Source organism: Dickeya ananatis, from assembly GCF_019464615.1.
Lineage (GTDB): Bacteria > Pseudomonadota > Gammaproteobacteria > Enterobacterales > Enterobacteriaceae > Dickeya > Dickeya oryzae.
Genome location: NZ_CP040816.1, coordinates 4451567 through 4468361 on the forward strand (window position 1 = coordinate 4451567; position 16795 = coordinate 4468361).

Here is a 16795-nt window from a genome sequence, read left to right on the forward strand (position 1 = left end):
GAACGCATTTTGTACAGGATTCTTCGCTAACCTTCATGTATTATAGGCGGTTTATGATTTAAGTCTTATCTGATATAGGTATAAAAGATGTTAGACACATCTTTAAATATATTACATACCGAGTCCTCTTGTGGCTGGGGCGGGCAGGAAATTCGTATTCTTACGGAATCTCAGGGAATGATGAAGCGTGGCCACAAGGTCACCATCCTGTGTTGCCCTCACTCGACTATTTATCGCGAAGCGCAAGCGCGCGGCATTGCGGTTGTCGGGTTACCGATTGAGAAAAAACGGCTGTCGTCGTTGACGGCGCTGGTGGGCTGGTTGCGTCAGCATGGTGGCGCGTTTGATATTATCAATACCCACAGTTCCACCGATGCCTGGCTGGTGGCGGTTGCAGGCGTGATACTGGGAAAACGGGTGCCGCCGATGGTGCGTACCCGCCATGTTTCTACCGATATCAACCGCTCGCTGACCACCCGCTGGTTGTATATGACGGCTACCCGCCATATCGCCACCACCGGTGAGCGGTTGCGTCAGCAACTGCACCGGGATAACCGTTACCCGCTGTCGCATATGACGTCGGTACCGACCGGTATCGACCTGAATTTTTATCGTCAATCTGCCCGGCAGACTGCCCGTCAGACCATTGATGTGCCGGACAGGCCGACGCTGGGGATTCTGGCGACCATGCGTTCCTGGAAAGGGCACACCTATCTGCTGGAAGCCTGGCAGACGTTGACGAAGGATTTCCCCGACTGGCAATTGCTGATGGTGGGCGATGGGCCGCAGCGTCAGGCTCTGGAACAGCAGGTCACGGCGATGGGGTTGGCTGACAACGTTATTTTCCTGGGCAACCGTGACGATGTACCGGATTGCCTGAACAGCATGGATCTGTTTGTGCTGCCTTCTTACGGTAATGAAGGTGTACCGCAGAGTATCATGCAGGCGATGGCGTGTGGTTTGCCGGTGGTTTCGACCAACGTTGGTGCGATTGACGAAGCGGTGGTGAATGAGCAGACCGGGTACCTGATCGAGCCGAAAAACGCCGCACTGCTGGAGCAAAAACTGCGGCAACTGATGGGCGACGATGTATTGCGTGCCCGGTTTAGCGAAGCGGCGCTCAAGCGCGCATCCGAGCAATTCGGCGCAGACATTATGCTCGACAAAATGACGACGATTTTTCGCAATAGTTTGCGCTCGGCACGTCCATGAGTAAATTCTCTGCCCGGTTGCGGATTTTTCCGCGTGCCTTGTTGGCGTTGTTGAAAAAGCCCTGGCGGCGGGCACCGTCGACGGTGAAACGTATCCTGATCGCCCATAATCTGTTACTGGGCGATACGGTGATGCTGACGCCGTTGCTGGCCAAACTACGTCGTCATTATCCACAGGCAGAGATTGTGCTGTTGTGTAAACCGGCGTTTGTCGAGGTTTATCGCCTGAACCCCTATGGCGTGGTGCCCATTCCATATCAACCGGCGTCGGCAGCCTCGGTCGCTGCGATTGTTAACAGCGGGCCTTATGATCTGGCGTTGATCCCAGGTGATAACCGCTACAGCTGGCTGGCTCTGGCAGCGGGGAGTCGTTGGATAGTTGCTCATCGTCCCGCACTGCATAACGCTAAAAGCTGGCCCGTCAATGAATACCGTGACTATCCAGATGAACCGATGGCGTGGGGTGATGCGGTGGCGACGCTGACGGATGGCGAGTTGCCTCCCCCCGAGCGTTGGGTCGCTCCCGTATATGATTTCCCGCCACCTGCTTCGCCGTTTGTTGTGTTGCACGTTGGGGCCAGTAATCCGGTGCGTTTCTGGTCACCGGAACAGTGGCTGGCGCTGGCTGACTGGCTGGCGACACAAGGCTATACCCCGGTATGGAGCGGTGGAGGTAACGAGCGACATATCGTTGATTCGATTGACCCAACCCGGCGTTATCGTAGTTTTGCCGGCGAGTTATCGTTGTCGCAATTGCTGGCGTTGCTGGCAGGGGCGAAAGCGCTTATCTGTGCTGATACCGGTGTGGCACATCTGGCGAAATGGGTCGATACCCCGACGATGACACTCTATGGCCCAGGTAACCCGCTTGCGTTTGGCCCTGGCCATTTCTGGCGCAATAACCCGATTATCAACATCGGTTTTCACCCCATTTCCTGTCGTGACCAACACACCCTGTTTGGTCGCGAATTACCCTGGCTTGAACGGTGTAATAGGAATGAAACGCGCTGCAAGCAGTTCTGCAATGGACAGTCAGCGTGCATGCAACACATTACCCTTTCTGAAATTCAGACGGCTTTTATCCATTTGTTGAGAAAGATTGAATGACAACTCAGTTATCGTTTAGCACCCGACGTACCGATAATCAAGGCCTGTATTTTCTCAGCGCACTGGCTATCTTTGTTAACCCGTTGGCTGAAGCGCCCAAGAATATTTCCATGGCGTTGTTGTTGCTGTGGGTCATTGTCCAGGCGGTGATGAAAAAGCAAACACGCTCATGGTCAGGGTGGGATCTGTTTTTTGCTCTCTACATGCTTTCGTTCCTGGTGGGGCTGCCTTTTGCTGCCTATCACACCGATGTCGGCTCGCTGACTGATGTTGCCCGTTACAGTTTGTTTGGCTGGGTGATTTATCGCGCCAGCTTTAACGAGAAACAGAAAATCGGTCTGGTGTTCTGGGCTGTGATGGGTACGTTTGTGGGATTGATTTATGGGGCGTGGGCGCACTTTTACACCGGCAGTGAGCAGTACTGGACGCTCAACTCGGTCGGCCACGTCAACCATGCCGCCATCTACAACGCCATTATTTGCGGGACGGCGCTGGCATTTTTGTTCAGCTACTGGTCAACCCTGAGTATGGGTAAGCGGCTGATGTGGATTGTGATGCTGGCATTATCTCTGGTTTATGTGGCATTCGGTGAGAGCCGCGCTACGTTCGGTGCGGTTCTGGTCGTGGTGCTGATATTGGGTGTGGGGTTTGCCAGAAGAAGTAAAAAATTCCTGCTGTTGCCTGCGGTGTTTATTGCCGGGCTAATTGCCGTGGCCGTTCTCAGTAACGCCCGCGTGGTGGTGAAACAGGAACAAAATGAGGCGGCGGATAACGTCCTGAGTTATCGCGATGTTATCTGGAGTTCAGCGTTTGATGTCTTCAAACAGCACCCTTTGTTTGGTGTCGGGAAGGAAAACTTCAAGAAAATCGACATCAACAAATGGCCGGATAAGCCGCTGTTCACACATGTTTCCCACGCCCATAACATCTTTATCAACGTACTGACAGAGAATGGTATCTGGGGGGCTTTCTGGATCTTCGGTCTGTTTGGTGCGATGGGGGTGACGCTGGTGCGCTATATACCGAAGAAACATGCGTCGCCGGTTTCCTGGTTGTCATGGGGGAGCGCGTGTTCCGCATTGGTGGTGACGCTGGTGGTGGGGTTGGTGAATACCACGTTCCACCATGAGCACGCCAACCTGAGCATGTTCTGTTTTGCGTTATGGCTTAGCCAGTATCGTTACGATAATCAGCGTTTTGTCTGAAACTAACCACACGTGGCAGGCGCATCACCGGTGCGCCTGTCATACCGCTACTAAATCAACTGTTCATAAAGACTGAGCATGTTGTTGCTCAGAAAGCCCAGATCATAGCGTTCTACTTTCGACCTTGCCTGCTTGCCGAAACCATCAAATCCCGTTTCACACGCCAGCCGTACCGACTGACGCAACCCATCGTAATCCAGCGAATCACAGACGAACCCATTCACGCCTGACTGGATAAACTCTTTTCCACCACACTGTTGTGATGTAATCACACCCAGCCCACTGGCCATGGCTTCCAGCACCACGTTGGGGAATGGGTCATACAGTGTGGGCAACAGCAACATGTCCGCTGCGCCATAATAGGGGCGAGTATCCGGCTGCATGCCGACGAAATGAACCTGTCCGGCGACGCCTAGCCGTTGTGCCAGTTTCTGGTAATGGCGACTGTGCTTGTCTTTTCCCACCACAATCAGGTGCGGATGTTGGGGAACATCGCTTATCGCATGGATAGCACCCGCCAGTCCTTTGCGCTCGAAGCCAGAGCCGACAAACAACATGACTGGCGCATCGTTTGCCACACCCAGTTGTTGGCGCAGAGTCTGCCGGTAGGTGCTGCGCAGGTCGGGAGTAAACGTGCTGGTGTTCACCCCGTTATAAATCAGATGAATTTTGTCGGCAGGCACACCAAAATGGTGGCGAATTTCATCCGCAACCATCTGCGAGTTGCAGATCACGGCTTTGAGCGAGGGATGCTGATACATCGCCTGCTCTTGCGCCATCACGTAACGATGAAAACCAGACCACCATAACAGCCGTCGTTGCAACGGGTTAAGCACCCGTGAACGCTGTGTCAGCCAGACTTGATGGACGCCATCGCCAGCACGATAAATATGGCAGCCTGGGATCCGTTCGTGGCTCTGCACCAGATCGAACCCGGCGAAATGTTGTTGGGCTGCCTGTGCAAAGGCCCTTTCACGCTGAATCCGGCCGGTAATACGTGGGTTACAGATGATGACATTGCGGTTGGCCTGCTCAGCACCTTCCCAGCTACGGGTAATCACGCTGACATCCAGCGATCGATGATTGCTGAGCGCATCGAGCGCTCTGGAAACGAAGCGTTCAGCTCCACCGTCAGGACGGTATTTCTGCCGTACGATGGCCAGTTTCATGCTTGTGCCTCCAATAGTGCAGAATCAACCGCCAGTAGCACCTGTTGGACGCTGATCTGTTGCAGACAGTCGCTCACCTTGCTGCCACCGCACCCATCTTTACCACAAGGGCGGCAAGGGTGGCGGTCAGACACGATCACCCGGTTGATGGTCATCCAGGGGGCCCATTCGGTTTCGCCACTGGGGCCAAACAGCGCCACCACGGGGGTTTGCATCGCAGACGCGATATGCATCGGTACGGAGTCTACACCCAACAACAGTTGCGCTTTGCCGATGAGGCTCGACAATTGTTTGAGCGTCAGCTGGCCGGCGAGATCCAGTACCGGGTGGGTCAGTTGCGACTTGATATCGGCAATCATCGCCATCTCACTTTCCGCCGGTGAGGCGCTGAGAACGATGGTGTGCCCGCGTTCACTCAAGGTATTGATGGCCTGTGCCATCGCGCTACTTTTCCAGCATTTGAACAGCCAGCGGGATGTCGGGTGCACCACGATAAACGGTTGTCCCTGCCACTGCTGAGCCCGCAGTTTCTGGTCTACCGCCTGGTCGGCTTCATCACCGGCAACCAGTTGTAACCGGCGTTCTTCCAGCTCTGGCTGAATCCCCAGTACCCGCAGTGTATCCAGATGGGATTCGACGGTGTGGCGGCGTGAGATGCGCGGTACGCGGTGTTGGAAGGTCTTTTTCCAAAACGACAGTTTATCGCGTGAGCTGTTGCGGAAGGTCACACCGAGTGGAATACCAGCGAAACGGGCTATCCATAAACCACGCATACTTTCGGTCAGGTGGATGATGATGTCATAACGTTGTGCCCGCAGCGTTTTCAGCAACGCCCACTCTTTTGCCAGATGGCCGAACGCCCCCAGTTTTTTCCATTTCTTGTCGACGGTATAAAGATGGTCGATGGCCGGATGTAACGACAGCATTTCCGCCGTATCAGCAAACACCAGTGCGTCGATTTGGGCGTCCGGGTAGCGCTGGCGCAGAATGGAAAATAGCGGTGATGTCAGCAGAACATCGCCATGATGGCGGAATTTGGTAATCAGGATTCGCCGGAGTTCAACCTTGCGCGGTGAGGTCACAGTAAAACCGCCTTATTCAGTCAATAAAGAAGCACAGTGTTGCCACACATCAACCGACTGGAGATCGGCCAGATTGCGGCTATTCGCCGGACGGCAGACATGCTGGTTTCGGCCGTAGCCACCAATCAACCCCGGATCGGTCGGGCCATAGAGCGTGATGTTGGGCCGGTCCAGCGCCGCGGCAAGATGGCTAAGCCCGGTATCGACCGAGACAACGGCTTTCGCACCTGCCAGCACGCCTGCGACTTGCTCCAGGCTCAGTCGCGGCAGTACCTCGACGTGGGAAAATCCCGCTGCCAGCCGCTGTGCTCGCTGGTGTTCGTGTTCCGCCCCCCAGGGCAGTTTAATGTGTAATCCACGTGTTTCTGCGAGTGCTATCAGTTCGCGCCAGTGCGCCTCCGGCCAGTGTTTTTCGTCTCGCGTCGTGGCATGCAGAAAAACCAGATACGGTTGGCTATCGGCAGGCTGTGCCGATAAGAAGCGTGCGGCAATCGCATAATCGCCTTGTTCTGTGGGCTTACGGTAGTTCAGGCTGACGGAAAACAACTCCCGTATACGTTCTACCGCATGTTGCTGTCTGGCGATCGGGTGCCGATATTGATAAAACCAACTGGCCAGCGGCTCGCGGGCGCTTTTCCAGTCCAGACCGTGCTTGTTGCCGTAAGCCAGACGGGTCACCAGCACGGCGCTTTTCAGTAATCCCTGCGCATCGATAACCGCATCGTAGCGTTTTTCTCGTAGCTGTGTTTTAAACGCCTTGCGCTCTGTACGGGTTTCCCGGCTGAACCAGCTTTTGCGCCAGCGGCGAATCGCCACCGGAATGACGCGATCAACCGCCGGATGCCAACTGGGGATTTGAGCAAACCCTTCTTCGACTACCCAGTCGAACTGGATGCCTTGAATGACCTGCATGGCATCGGTCAGAGCAGGCAGTGTGTGCAGCACATCCCCCATCGACGATGTTTTGACGATCAAGACCCTCATGCGAGCTCCCCTTTAACGGGCAGATAGCGTGACAGGGCATCCAATACCTGTTGCGGCTGAATATCGATGAGACTCTGGTGATACCCTTGTTCGGCATCGCCTTTGCGTACCCGGTGATAACCGGTGATGAGCCGGATAACATTAGCCTGATGAGACAACGGCGGGGTAAAGTCCGGGCTGCTGGGGCCGTAGAGCGCGACCAGCGGCCGGTTAAGTGCTGCCGCCACATGCATCAGACCCGAGTCGTTACTGACAACCGCCTGACAGGCGGCGATCAACACCACGGCTTGATCTAACGTGGTCTGTCCGGCCAGATTAAGGCAGTGTTCCTTTGCGTCATCACTGAGGGTTTGCCGGATATCGTCCCCAGCCTGATGGTCGTTTTTCGAGCCGAACAACACCACCTGATAGCCCTGATCAATAAGCGATTGTGCCAGTGAACCGTAATGGTAATGCGGCCAGCGTTTGGCTGGGCCGAACTCGGCACCCGGGCAGAAACCGATAATCGGCCGTGTATCGGTAAGATTAAATGCGGCGGCGATATCGGCGATTTCCGCGTCGTCCACCGTAAGCTGGGGCCACAATAGAGGCTGTGGTAAATCAGCCGCGCTGCGAATACGTTGGCGGTCATAGGCCAGCGCGACATAACGTTGCACCATTAAGGGGTACGCCGCTTTGTCCAGCACCCGCAGGTCGTTAAGCAAACCGTAGCGCATTTCCCCACGCCAGCCAGTGCGGTGTGGGATAGCGGCAAAAAAAGGCACCAGGGCTGACTTGAAGGAGTTGGGCAGCACATAAGCGCGATCGTATTGCTGCTCACGCAGTGAAACACCCAGTTGCCGCCGCTCGCCGAGCGCCAGCATGCCGTGGCCGAGCGGCATGGACAATGCCTGACGGACTTCGGGCATACGTGCCAGCAAGGGACGACACCAAGCCGGTGCCATCACGTCAATGATAGCGTCCGGGTGTTCGGCCTTCAGGGTTCGGTAAAGGCTGTGCGACATCATCATATCGCCCACCCACGAAGGACCGATAACCAGAATTTTCATACCGTTCGTGTTTCCTTACGGCAAAGTGAGTCAGGCTTTACGGTTCAGCCAGGCCATATAGTCGGCGACCCCTTCAGCGACCGTTTTGAACGGTTTGTCGTAACCCGCCGCGCGCAGGTTGGTCAGGTCTGCTTGCGTGTAGGCCTGATAACGACCTTTCAGTTTTTCCGGGAAGGGGATGTATTCCACCTGGTCTTTGTTGTGCCAGGCCAACACGGCGTCCGCTACCGCCTGGAAGGATTCGGCGTTGCCGGTACCGCAGTTGAAAATGCCGGAAACGTTGTGCTGCCAGAACCACAGATTGACGGCGGCTACGTCACCGACATAGATAAAGTCACGTTTGAAGTTCTCACTGCCAGCGAACAATTTCGGGTTTTCGCCCTGATTGATCTGGTTGTTCAGGTGAAATGCGACGCTTGCCATGCTGCCTTTGTGGCTTTCGCGTGGCCCGTAGACGTTAAAGTAGCGGAAGCCGCAAATCTGCGAATCAGCCTGCGGCAGAATATCACGCACATACTGGTCGAACAGGAATTTGGAGTAACCGTAGACGTTGAGCGGTTGCTCGTACTGGCGGTCTTCCACAAAATTATCGGTGCGACCACCGTAGGTGGCAGCAGAAGAGGCGTACAGGAACGGGATACCGCGTTCCAGACAGTAGTGCAGCACTTCTTTGGAGTACTGATAGTTGTTATCCATCATGTACTTGCCGTCCCACTCGGTGGTGGATGAGCAGGCTCCTTCATGGAAGATGGCGTCGATATCACCCAAATCGTCACCGGCAACGATACTGGCAATGAAATCTTCTTTATCCATGTAGTCGGCGATGTCCAGATCGACCAGATTGACGAACTTGGTGCCATCCTTCAGGTTGTCGACCACCAGGATATCCCGGTGCCCGTTATCATTCAGCGCTTTTACGATGTTGCTGCCGATGAAACCGGCACCGCCAGTTACGATAATCATGGGAGTTACCTTGCTAAACGTGCTGGTGGGGCACCGTGCCCCACACCTGTTGGGCGCTATCATAACATTTCGGCGCACGACAGACATCCCACGCTGCTTTTCCCACCGTTTTCTTGCTAACCGCTTTGCATTTCCGGCGTGATCGCGGTGGCATTTTGTGGGCAACCCGCCAACCCGGTCCGCGTTTCTCCACTACCTTTACCTTCATGAGTGTTGCCCCATTCAACCTGCCGTTACCCGTGGGAATGCCCGTGACGGACAAAAAGGAGAGCCGTGCCATGCCAGATGCATTTTATCAACAACTGACCACTCAGCTTGCGGCGCTACGCGACGATGGGCTGTTTAAGGACGAACGGCTGATCACCTCGGCGCAACAAGCGCTGGTGACGGTGGCGGATGACGGCGAGCTGATTAATTTCTGCGCGAACAACTATTTGGGGCTCGCCAACCATCCGGCGTTGATAGACGCGGCGAAGGCTGGGTTGGATAGCCACGGCTTTGGTATGGCCTCGGTGCGTTTTATCTGTGGCACTCAGGATATTCACCAGACGCTGGAGCGGCAGTTGGCCGCGTTTCTCGGCATGGAGGACGCCATACTGTACTCCTCCTGCTTTGATGCTAACGGCGGGCTGTTTGAGACCCTGATGGGCGAGGAGGACGCGATTGTGTCTGATGCACTCAACCATGCGTCGATTATCGATGGTATTCGCCTGTCGAAAGCACGCCGTTATCGCTATGCCAACAACGATATGTCTCAACTGGAGGCACAACTCAAACTGGCGCGGGCAGAAGGGGCGCGCAATCTGATGGTTGCTACCGACGGCGTATTTTCGATGGATGGCGTGATTGCCAATCTGCGAGGGATTTGCGATCTGGCCGAGCGCTACGACGCGCTGGTGATGGTGGATGACTCTCATGCCGTGGGGTTTGTCGGTGAGAATGGGCGCGGTACCCATGAGTACTGTCAGGTGATGGGACGCGTCGACATAATTACTGGCACGCTGGGTAAGGCGCTGGGCGGTGCGTCCGGTGGTTATACCGCCGCGCGGCGTGACGTGGTGGCCTGGCTGCGCCAGCGATCCCGGCCCTATCTGTTTTCCAATTCGTTAGCGCCGTCGATTGTCAGCGCTTCTATCCGCGTGCTGGACTTGCTGCGTGACGGTCAGGCGCTACGTCGGCAATTGTGGCAGAACGCCAGCTTGTTTCGCCAGAGAATGACCGAAGCCGGTTTTACGCTCGCCGGTGCGGATCACGCCATTATTCCGGTGATGCTGGGCGATGCCCGACTGGCACAGACCTTTGCTGCCGAGTTACGGCAGGAAGGGATTTACGTCACCGGCTTTTGCTATCCGGTGGTGCCGCACGGGCAGGCGCGCATTCGTACCCAGATGTCGGCGGCGCACACGATAGCGCAGATTGAACAGGCCGTGACGGCGTTTGTCCGAGTGGGACGCCGTCTGAACGTGGTGAAGTGAGGACGCGACGATGAAAGCACTGGCGAAACTACGCCCGGAGCCGGGCATCTGGCTGACGGATGTTCCGGTACCGGAACCGGGCCACAACGATGTGATGATTAAAATTCGCAAAACCGCGATTTGCGGCACCGACGTGCATATTTACAACTGGGATGCGTGGTCGCAAAAAACCATTCCGGTGCCGATGGTGGTTGGTCATGAGTATGTTGGTGAAATCGTCGCGATTGGTCAGGAAGTGGAAGGTTTCAGGATTGGCGATCGGGTCTCGGGAGAGGGGCATATTACCTGCGGTTACTGCCGTAACTGCCGGGCCGGGCGTCGCCATTTGTGTCGCAATACGTCGGGGGTCGGTGTGAACCGGCCAGGGGCATTCGCCGAGTATCTGGTGATCCCGGCGTATAACGCCTTTCGTCTTCCGGCGGCGATCCCGGATGAGATAGCCGCTATTTTCGATCCGTTCGGTAATGCCGTGCATACCGCGCTGGCGTTTGATTTGGTGGGGGAGGATGTACTGGTGAGCGGTGCCGGGCCGATTGGGGTGATGGCAGCGGCGGTGTGCCGCCATGTCGGTGCTCGCCACGTGGTGATTACTGATGTTAACGATTACCGGCTGGCGCTGGCGAAACAGATGGGGGTGACCCGTACGGTGAATGTATCGCGGGAGTCGCTGACGGACGTAATGCGGGAACTGGGGATGACCGAAGGGTTTGACGTGGCGCTGGAGATGTCTGGGTCACCCGCTGCTTTTCGCACCTTGTTATCGGTAATGAACCATGGCGGGCGTATTGCCATGCTGGGGATCCAACCGGAAGCGGTCGCGGTAGACTGGAGCGATATTATTTTCAAAGGGTTGGTCATCAAGGGAATTTATGGCCGGGAGATGTTCGAAACCTGGTACAAAATGGCGGCCCTGATCCAGTCAGGGTTGGACCTGTCACCCATGATTACCCACCGCTACGCGATTGATGACTTTCAGCAAGGTTTTGATGTGATGCGCTCCGGCCAGTCCGGCAAAGTGGTATTGAGCTGGGAGTCGTAGTCATGCGCCGCTCGTGGGGGAGAACGGCGCGTCCTGTTATCCCAGCCAGGTCTGCCAGTGTTGCTTCAGATAGCTGACGGCCGGGCTGGTCACAATATTGTGTCCAAGTTGCCGCCACAGTTCATGCTGAGAAATAGCCGGTAAAGGACGTTTGACGGCGCAGACCTGAATCGGGCGCAGGCGTTTCGGGGCCGGGGCGGTTGGCTGTGATGCAAGGTACGTCGGTACCGGCGCATAGCGTGGCTCCGGTTCGTTTAGCAACTGACTGGGACGTACCAGTACGATATCGGCAGGCAATGTCGGCAGCATCTGCTGCAATACCTGAATCGTGGTGGGATGCGGGTGACCGATGGCGATGGCGTAACCGCTGCGTTGCGCTATCTCTACGGCACGACTGAACTGGTGTCGGATATCGGCGACGTTCTGGGTATCATCCAGAAACACCTTACGTTTGAGCACCTTGATACCGGTACCTGCCGCTGCCTGACTGGCCTGACTGCTGCCGATGGTCATACTGTCGAGAAAGTAGAGATGGTAGGCGCTCATCGCCTGCATCACCTTTTGCATACCGGGCAGGCTGGCGGTCATGGCGCTACCCATATGGTTGTTGAGCCCAACAGCATAAGGCACCTTGTTGACCGCATCACGCAGAATGCGCGCGATTTCCTCACTGCTCATGTCAGGGCGTAACGTGTCCCGTTCCAGTGGCTGTTTGCTCATGGGGGCCATCGGCAGGTGAATTAACACTTCCCGGCCCTGAGCATGGGCTTTTGTTGCCATTTCCCGGGCGTATGGCGCATTTGGCAACACCGCCACGGAAATCGCCGTCGGCATCGCCAGCACCTGGTTTTCGTTATGCGGACGGTAACCGAAATCATCGATCACCAACGCCAGTTTGCCTGCCCACACGGGCAGCGCCAGCAATACGCCAGTGAGAGTCAACAGACGAGGGAGTAATGGACGCACACCTACCTTCCTAGCCAGGGTAAGGGGTTGACCGCCTGTCCCTGACGCCGAATTTCAAAATAGAGAGCAGGCTGATTCTGCCCGCCGCTGGTGCCGACTAACGCTATCGGCTGACCGGCTTTCACCTGTGCACCCACCGACACCAGTGCGCTTTGGTTATAGCCATAAAGACTCATATCGCCTTTGCCGTGCTCCAGCACGACAACCTGACCGTACCCCTGTAGCCAGTCGGCCATCAGCACGGTACCGTCGGCGATGGCGTGTACTTCAGTTCCTTCGGCGGCACCGATGACCAGCCCCTTCCAATGCAACTCGCCCTGCAACGTCTCGCCAAACCGATGTAACGTGCGACCACGTACCGGCCAGACAGATTGACCGGCTGGCTGACCCAGGCCACCAGTACGCGCCATTAATGAGCGCTCCTGTTCGCTGGGTTTATAACTGGATCCGCTGCGTTTGGCCTGTTCTTCTTTTTCACGCAACCGGGCGGCTTCACGGGCTTCACGTTCGGCCCGGGCTTTGGCTTCGCGTTCTGCACGAGCAATCTGATCGCGCAGATGGGTTTCGTTCTGGCGTAGTTCCGTCAGCTGTTGCTGGTCTTTTTCCAGTGCGTTCTCCAGCGCGCCCAGAGTTTTGTGGCGTTCGCTCTGGGCCTGCTCTAGTGCGTTTTGCTGCTGCTGTTGGTCACCGAGCAGACGTTTTTGTTGCGTTTGCTTTTGTTCCAGTTGCTGTTTCTGAGTAGCAAGCTGGGTGCGGGTTTGCTGAAGCTCGGTGATGGATTTTTCGCGGGCTTTATTCAGGTAGTTAAAGTAGGCGAGGATGCGTTCACGACGCTGGCTTTCTTCACCGCTGAGGATCAATTGCAACGCACCGTGCTGGCCCTGACGGAAGGCCGCATCAAGTTGCTGCGCCAACAGGGTTTCCTGTTTTTTCTGCCGGGTTTGCAGTGTCGCGATTGAGCTGTTCAGACCGCTGATATCCTGATTTAGCCGTTCAAGCGTCGCGCGGGTTTCACGTAACTGGCGGGTCGACTGGGCGATTGACTGTTCCTGCTTTTTCAGTTGCTCAAGCAGGGTACTGCGGCGTTGCTGCTGCTCCCGAACGCTTTTTTCTTTCTCGGCGATGTCTTGTTGCAGCGATTTCAACTGCTGTTGGCTGTCGTCGCTCCAGGCGGAGCATGGCAATAGCAGCACGCCAACACAAAGCACACTGGCGCACCGGATTAACAGTTTGTCACGACCCGTTCGCAACGGTACAGAGAACGCTTTTCTGCTCATGGCGAAAGATTATTCCACGATGAACAGCGCCTTACCAGTTGTATGGTCAGGGATTTCTATTTCCATCCATGACAACCGCGCACGCACCCGCACCGCCGGATCACGCAGATAAATGCAAGCCGCCGCGCAGAATCATGATGCGATGTTGGCTTACAGGCTGTAATTGCAGTATCGCACAGGTATACTCAGACACCCTGTATTTGAATTGCTTAACTGATTTCGGAGTCGTTACACCCCATGCAAGAGATTATGCCATTCATCAGCCGACACCCGATTCTGAGCCTGGCCTGGATTGCCCTGCTGGTCGCGGTCATTGTGCTTACGGTGAAGAGTAAACTGTCCAAAGTAAAAGAAGTGGCTCGTGGTGAAGCGATCCAACTGATTAATAAAGAAGATGCGGTGGTGGTCGACACCCGTAATCGTGATGATTATCGTCGTGGCCATATCGCTGGCGCCATCAACTTGTTGCCGAACGACATCAAGAACGGCAGCGTGGGCGAGCTGGAAAAACATAAAGCACAGCCGGTGATCGTTGTGTGCGCTAACGGTATGTCGGCGCGCGAGTCAGCCGAACACCTGTTAAAAGCAGGGTTTGAGCGCGTTATGGTGCTGAAAGACGGGCTGGCTGGCTGGAGCGGTGAAAATCTCCCGCTGGTGCGCGGTAAGTAATATGGCGTCCCTGTAAGGGGTGCTAGTGTGTTTTATGGCGTGTCCTTCCTGGCGAAAGGAAGCGCGCAAGGAAATCTAACGAAAGGGTATTATTCACATGTCTGAACAAAACAACGTCGAACTGACTTTCCAGATCCAGCGTATTTACACCAAGGATATCTCTTTTGAAGCGCCGAATGCGCCTCAGGTGTTTCAGCAAGAATGGAACCCGGAAGTGAAACTGGATCTGGATACCGCCTCCACCCAGTTAGCTGATGATGTGTACGAAGTGGTGCTGCGTGTCACCGTGACATCCACCCTGGGCGAAGAAACGGCGTTCCTGTGCGAAGTACAGCAGGCGGGTATCTTTACGGTCGCCGGCATTGAAGGGACCCAGTTGGCTCACTGCCTGGGCGCTTACTGCCCGAACGTGCTGTTCCCGTATGCGCGTGAGTGCATCACCAGCCTGGTTTCTCGCGGTACCTTCCCGCAGTTGAACCTGGCTCCGGTTAACTTTGACGCGCTGTTCATGAATTATCTGGAACAGCAGGCCGGTCAGGACGGCGCCGCACAGACGCTGAATGCCTGATGAGCCAGTCTGACGCTGCAATGACGGTGATCGGTGCCGGTTCCTACGGCACCGCACTGGCAATCACGGTGGCCCGCAACGGCCACCGCGTAGTGCTCTGGGGGCATGATCCAGCGCATATTCAGGCGTTACAGGCGGCACGTTGCAATCAGGCGTTTCTGCCTGATGTGCCGTTCCCGGATACGTTACAACTGGAAGCCGACCTGTCTCAGGCACTGGCGGCCAGCCGCAACATTCTGGTGGTGGTGCCGAGCCATGTGTTTGGCGATGTACTGCGCCAGCTTAAGCCTCACCTGCGTTCAGATGCGCGTCTGGTGTGGGCGACCAAAGGGCTGGAAGCGGAGACCGGGCGTCTGTTACAGGATGTCGCACGCGAAGCGTTGGGTGATAGCATCCCGCTGGCGGTGCTTTCCGGGCCGACGTTTGCCAAAGAGCTGGCGGCAGGGTTACCTACCGCGATTGCGCTGGCCTCCACTGAACCGTCGTTTTCCGACGATTTGCAACATCTGCTGCATTGCGGCAAAAGTTTTCGCGTCTACAGCAACCCCGATTTTATCGGCGTACAGCTGGGTGGCGCAGTAAAAAACGTGATTGCCATCGGTGCCGGTATGTCTGACGGTATGGGGTTTGGTGCCAACGCGCGTACTGCGCTGATAACCCGCGGTCTGGCGGAAATGACGCGGTTAGGAGTCGCACTTGGTGCGGATCCCTCCACATTTATGGGCATGGCAGGCCTGGGCGACCTGGTGCTGACGTGTACCGACAACCAGTCACGTAACCGCCGTTTTGGCATGATGCTGGGGCAAGGGATGGATGTGGTCAGTGCCCAGAATCAAATAGGTCAGGTGGTTGAAGGGTATCGGAATACCAAGGAAGTAATGGCGCTGGCGCAGCGTTACGGTGTGGAGATGCCCATCACCGAGCAACTCTGGCAGGTGTTGTATTGCGCGAAAGATGCACGCGAGGCGGCGTTAAGCCTGCTTGGTCGTGCACGTAAAGACGAAAGCACCAGCCTGTGACGGTGAGTGATTGTTCGGGCCTTCCCACGGGAGGCCCGTTGTTGTTTTATTCTGATAGTGCATGGTGAAAGTAGTCGGTAATAGTCAGCATTAACGTGGTGGATTGACGGTTTTTCAAAGAGGTGTCGCGATGTCGAATGATGAGCTGGAGCTGGTTTGGAAACACATTAAGGAAGAAGCGCGCAGTCTGGCGGAGTGTGAACCGATGTTGGCCAGCTTCTTTCACGCGACACTGCTAAAACATGAAAATCTGGGCAGCGCGTTGAGCTATATGCTGGCGAATAAACTGGCTAATGCCATTATGCCGGCCATTGCTATTCGTGAAGTGGTGGAGGAGGCTTACCGTGCTGAGCCTCAGATGATTGCGTCTGCTGCACGCGACATTATGGCGGTGCGACTGCGCGACCCGGCAGTGGATAAGTATTCGACTCCGCTACTCTACCTGAAAGGGTTTCACGCGCTGCAGGCCTATCGCATCGGACACTGGTTATGGCGTCAGGACCGTCAGGCGCTGGCTATCTATCTGCAAAACCAGATTTCCGTGTCGTTTGGGGTCGATATTCACCCGGCAGCGCGCATCGGTTGTGGCATCATGCTCGACCATGCCACCGGCATCGTGATCGGTGAAACGGCGGTGGTAGAAAATGACGTGTCGATTTTGCAGTCGGTGACCCTGGGGGGAACCGGTAAAACCAATGGCGATCGTCACCCTAAAATCCGTGAGGGGGTGATGATAGGCGCAGGTGCCAAGATTCTGGGTAACATCGAAGTGGGCTGTGGTGCCAAGATTGGCGCAGGCTCAGTGGTATTGCAGCCAGTACCACCGCACACCACTGCGGCAGGCGTACCGGCGCGGATTGTTGGCCGCCCGGAAACTGATAAACCCTCACTGGATATGGACCAGTATTTCAACGGCTCGCTGCGTGGTTTTGAGGACGGCGACGGTATTTAATATTTTTCGGTTTGCCACACGGCAAGCCGAACCCCCACCCATGAACATCACCCTTTTCCT

The 16795-nt window shown here is 55.8% G+C and carries 16 protein-coding genes; 9 read left to right on the forward strand and 7 right to left on the reverse strand.

All coding sequences use genetic code 11. From position 1 onward, the window contains the following. The first annotated feature begins 87 nt into the window (after positions 1 to 87). The 3 genes from FGI04_RS19875 to FGI04_RS19885 are packed head-to-tail and all read left to right on the forward strand — an operon-like array spanning position 88 to position 3523. The gene (locus tag FGI04_RS19875; protein WP_407322054.1) at positions 88 to 1212 is read left to right on the forward strand and encodes a glycosyltransferase family 4 protein; all 1125 of its coding nucleotides are present in this window, start codon (positions 88 to 90) and stop codon (positions 1210 to 1212) included. Next, entirely contained in the window at positions 1209 to 2318 is a 1110-nt protein-coding gene (locus FGI04_RS19880; RefSeq protein ID WP_342699049.1) for a glycosyltransferase family 9 protein, read from the forward strand. The genes FGI04_RS19875 and FGI04_RS19880 overlap by 4 nt, the downstream gene beginning before the upstream one ends. Next, the gene (locus FGI04_RS19885; RefSeq protein WP_342699048.1) at positions 2315 to 3523 is read left to right on the forward strand and encodes an O-antigen ligase family protein; all 1209 of its coding nucleotides are present in this window, start codon (positions 2315 to 2317) and stop codon (positions 3521 to 3523) included. The genes FGI04_RS19880 and FGI04_RS19885 overlap by 4 nt, the downstream gene beginning before the upstream one ends. A gap of 50 nt (positions 3524 to 3573) precedes the next feature. On the opposite strand, the gene FGI04_RS19890 is transcribed toward FGI04_RS19885, so the two are convergent. The 5 genes from FGI04_RS19890 to rfaD are packed head-to-tail and all read right to left on the reverse strand — an operon-like array spanning position 3574 to position 8770. Continuing rightward, positions 3574 to 4692, reverse strand: coding sequence for a glycosyltransferase family 4 protein (locus tag FGI04_RS19890; RefSeq protein ID WP_342699047.1), 1119 nt, complete (start codon positions 4690 to 4692; stop codon positions 3574 to 3576). Further along, complete coding sequence (gene rfaQ, locus FGI04_RS19895; protein ID WP_038902988.1) at positions 4689 to 5774, reverse strand: putative lipopolysaccharide heptosyltransferase III; 1086 nt, start codon at positions 5772 to 5774, stop codon at positions 4689 to 4691. The genes FGI04_RS19890 and rfaQ overlap by 4 nt, the downstream gene beginning before the upstream one ends. Before the next feature lie 12 nt (positions 5775 to 5786). After that, a complete protein-coding gene (gene rfaC / locus FGI04_RS19900) occupies positions 5787 to 6758 on the reverse strand; it encodes a lipopolysaccharide heptosyltransferase RfaC (RefSeq protein ID WP_407274219.1) in 972 nt (323 codons plus the stop codon). Next, a complete protein-coding gene (gene rfaF, locus FGI04_RS19905; RefSeq protein ID WP_407274218.1) occupies positions 6755 to 7807 on the reverse strand; it encodes an ADP-heptose--LPS heptosyltransferase RfaF in 1053 nt (350 codons plus the stop codon). The genes rfaC and rfaF overlap by 4 nt, the downstream gene beginning before the upstream one ends. 30 nt (positions 7808 to 7837) lie before the next feature. Then, on the reverse strand, positions 7838 to 8770 hold the full coding sequence (gene rfaD, locus FGI04_RS19910; RefSeq protein WP_038902993.1) for an ADP-glyceromanno-heptose 6-epimerase: 933 nt from the start codon (positions 8768 to 8770) through the stop codon (positions 7838 to 7840). Positions 8771 to 9048: 278 nt separating this feature from the next. Between rfaD and FGI04_RS19915 the strand changes: the two genes are divergently transcribed. Both FGI04_RS19915 and tdh read left to right on the forward strand, forming a co-directional pair. Further along, positions 9049 to 10245 (forward strand): glycine C-acetyltransferase, encoded by a 1197-nt coding sequence (locus FGI04_RS19915; protein ID WP_407322049.1) that lies wholly within the window; start codon positions 9049 to 9051, stop codon positions 10243 to 10245. Between the two features lie 10 nt (positions 10246 to 10255). Further along, complete coding sequence (tdh, locus tag FGI04_RS19920) at positions 10256 to 11284, forward strand: L-threonine 3-dehydrogenase, zinc-binding type (protein ID WP_038902995.1); 1029 nt, start codon at positions 10256 to 10258, stop codon at positions 11282 to 11284. Positions 11285 to 11320: 36 nt separating this feature from the next. On the opposite strand, the gene FGI04_RS19925 is transcribed toward tdh, so the two are convergent. Beyond that, the gene (locus tag FGI04_RS19925; protein ID WP_407274216.1) at positions 11321 to 12250 is read right to left on the reverse strand and encodes a divergent polysaccharide deacetylase family protein; all 930 of its coding nucleotides are present in this window, start codon (positions 12248 to 12250) and stop codon (positions 11321 to 11323) included. Between the two features lie 2 nt (positions 12251 to 12252). Continuing rightward, a complete protein-coding gene (gene envC / locus FGI04_RS19930) occupies positions 12253 to 13527 on the reverse strand; it encodes a murein hydrolase activator EnvC (protein WP_407337142.1) in 1275 nt (424 codons plus the stop codon). A gap of 237 nt (positions 13528 to 13764) precedes the next feature. Between envC and FGI04_RS19935 the strand changes: the two genes are divergently transcribed. The 4 genes from FGI04_RS19935 (at position 13765) to cysE (ending at position 16735) form a co-directional block, all read left to right on the forward strand. After that, on the forward strand, positions 13765 to 14196 hold the full coding sequence (locus tag FGI04_RS19935) for a rhodanese-like domain-containing protein (protein WP_342699042.1): 432 nt from the start codon (positions 13765 to 13767) through the stop codon (positions 14194 to 14196). A gap of 97 nt (positions 14197 to 14293) precedes the next feature. Further along, positions 14294 to 14764 (forward strand): protein-export chaperone SecB, encoded by a 471-nt coding sequence (gene secB, locus FGI04_RS19940; RefSeq protein WP_342699041.1) that lies wholly within the window; start codon positions 14294 to 14296, stop codon positions 14762 to 14764. Beyond that, the gene (gene gpsA / locus FGI04_RS19945; RefSeq protein WP_407337143.1) at positions 14764 to 15783 is read left to right on the forward strand and encodes an NAD(P)H-dependent glycerol-3-phosphate dehydrogenase; all 1020 of its coding nucleotides are present in this window, start codon (positions 14764 to 14766) and stop codon (positions 15781 to 15783) included. Before secB ends, gpsA begins: the two co-directional genes overlap by 1 nt. A gap of 130 nt (positions 15784 to 15913) precedes the next feature. After that, the gene (gene cysE / locus FGI04_RS19950) at positions 15914 to 16735 is read left to right on the forward strand and encodes a serine O-acetyltransferase (protein WP_012882922.1); all 822 of its coding nucleotides are present in this window, start codon (positions 15914 to 15916) and stop codon (positions 16733 to 16735) included. Positions 16736 to 16795: the final 60 nt, after the last annotated feature.

Excerpts from the sequence above, each read along its gene's own strand:
- envC (WP_407337142.1), bottom strand. The coding sequence starts at position 13,527 with ATGAGCAGAAAAGCGTTCTCTGTACCGTTGCGAACGGGTCGTGACAAA.
- secB (WP_342699041.1), top strand. The coding sequence starts at position 14,294 with ATGTCTGAACAAAACAACGTCGAACTGACTTTCCAGATCCAGCGTATT.
- FGI04_RS19875 (WP_407322054.1), top strand. The coding sequence starts at position 88 with ATGTTAGACACATCTTTAAATATATTACATACCGAGTCCTCTTGTGGC.
- FGI04_RS19915 (WP_407322049.1), top strand. The coding sequence starts at position 9,049 with ATGCCAGATGCATTTTATCAACAACTGACCACTCAGCTTGCGGCGCTA.
- cysE (WP_012882922.1), top strand. The coding sequence starts at position 15,914 with ATGTCGAATGATGAGCTGGAGCTGGTTTGGAAACACATTAAGGAAGAA.
- FGI04_RS19935 (WP_342699042.1), top strand. The coding sequence starts at position 13,765 with ATGCAAGAGATTATGCCATTCATCAGCCGACACCCGATTCTGAGCCTG.
- rfaC (WP_407274219.1), bottom strand. The coding sequence starts at position 6,758 with ATGAGGGTCTTGATCGTCAAAACATCGTCGATGGGGGATGTGCTGCAC.
- FGI04_RS19885 (WP_342699048.1), top strand. The coding sequence starts at position 2,315 with ATGACAACTCAGTTATCGTTTAGCACCCGACGTACCGATAATCAAGGC.
- rfaD (WP_038902993.1), bottom strand. The coding sequence starts at position 8,770 with ATGATTATCGTAACTGGCGGTGCCGGTTTCATCGGCAGCAACATCGTA.
- FGI04_RS19890 (WP_342699047.1), bottom strand. The coding sequence starts at position 4,692 with ATGAAACTGGCCATCGTACGGCAGAAATACCGTCCTGACGGTGGAGCT.
- gpsA (WP_407337143.1), top strand. The coding sequence starts at position 14,764 with ATGAGCCAGTCTGACGCTGCAATGACGGTGATCGGTGCCGGTTCCTAC.
- tdh (WP_038902995.1), top strand. The coding sequence starts at position 10,256 with ATGAAAGCACTGGCGAAACTACGCCCGGAGCCGGGCATCTGGCTGACG.
- rfaF (WP_407274218.1), bottom strand. The coding sequence starts at position 7,807 with ATGAAAATTCTGGTTATCGGTCCTTCGTGGGTGGGCGATATGATGATG.
- FGI04_RS19880 (WP_342699049.1), top strand. The coding sequence starts at position 1,209 with ATGAGTAAATTCTCTGCCCGGTTGCGGATTTTTCCGCGTGCCTTGTTG.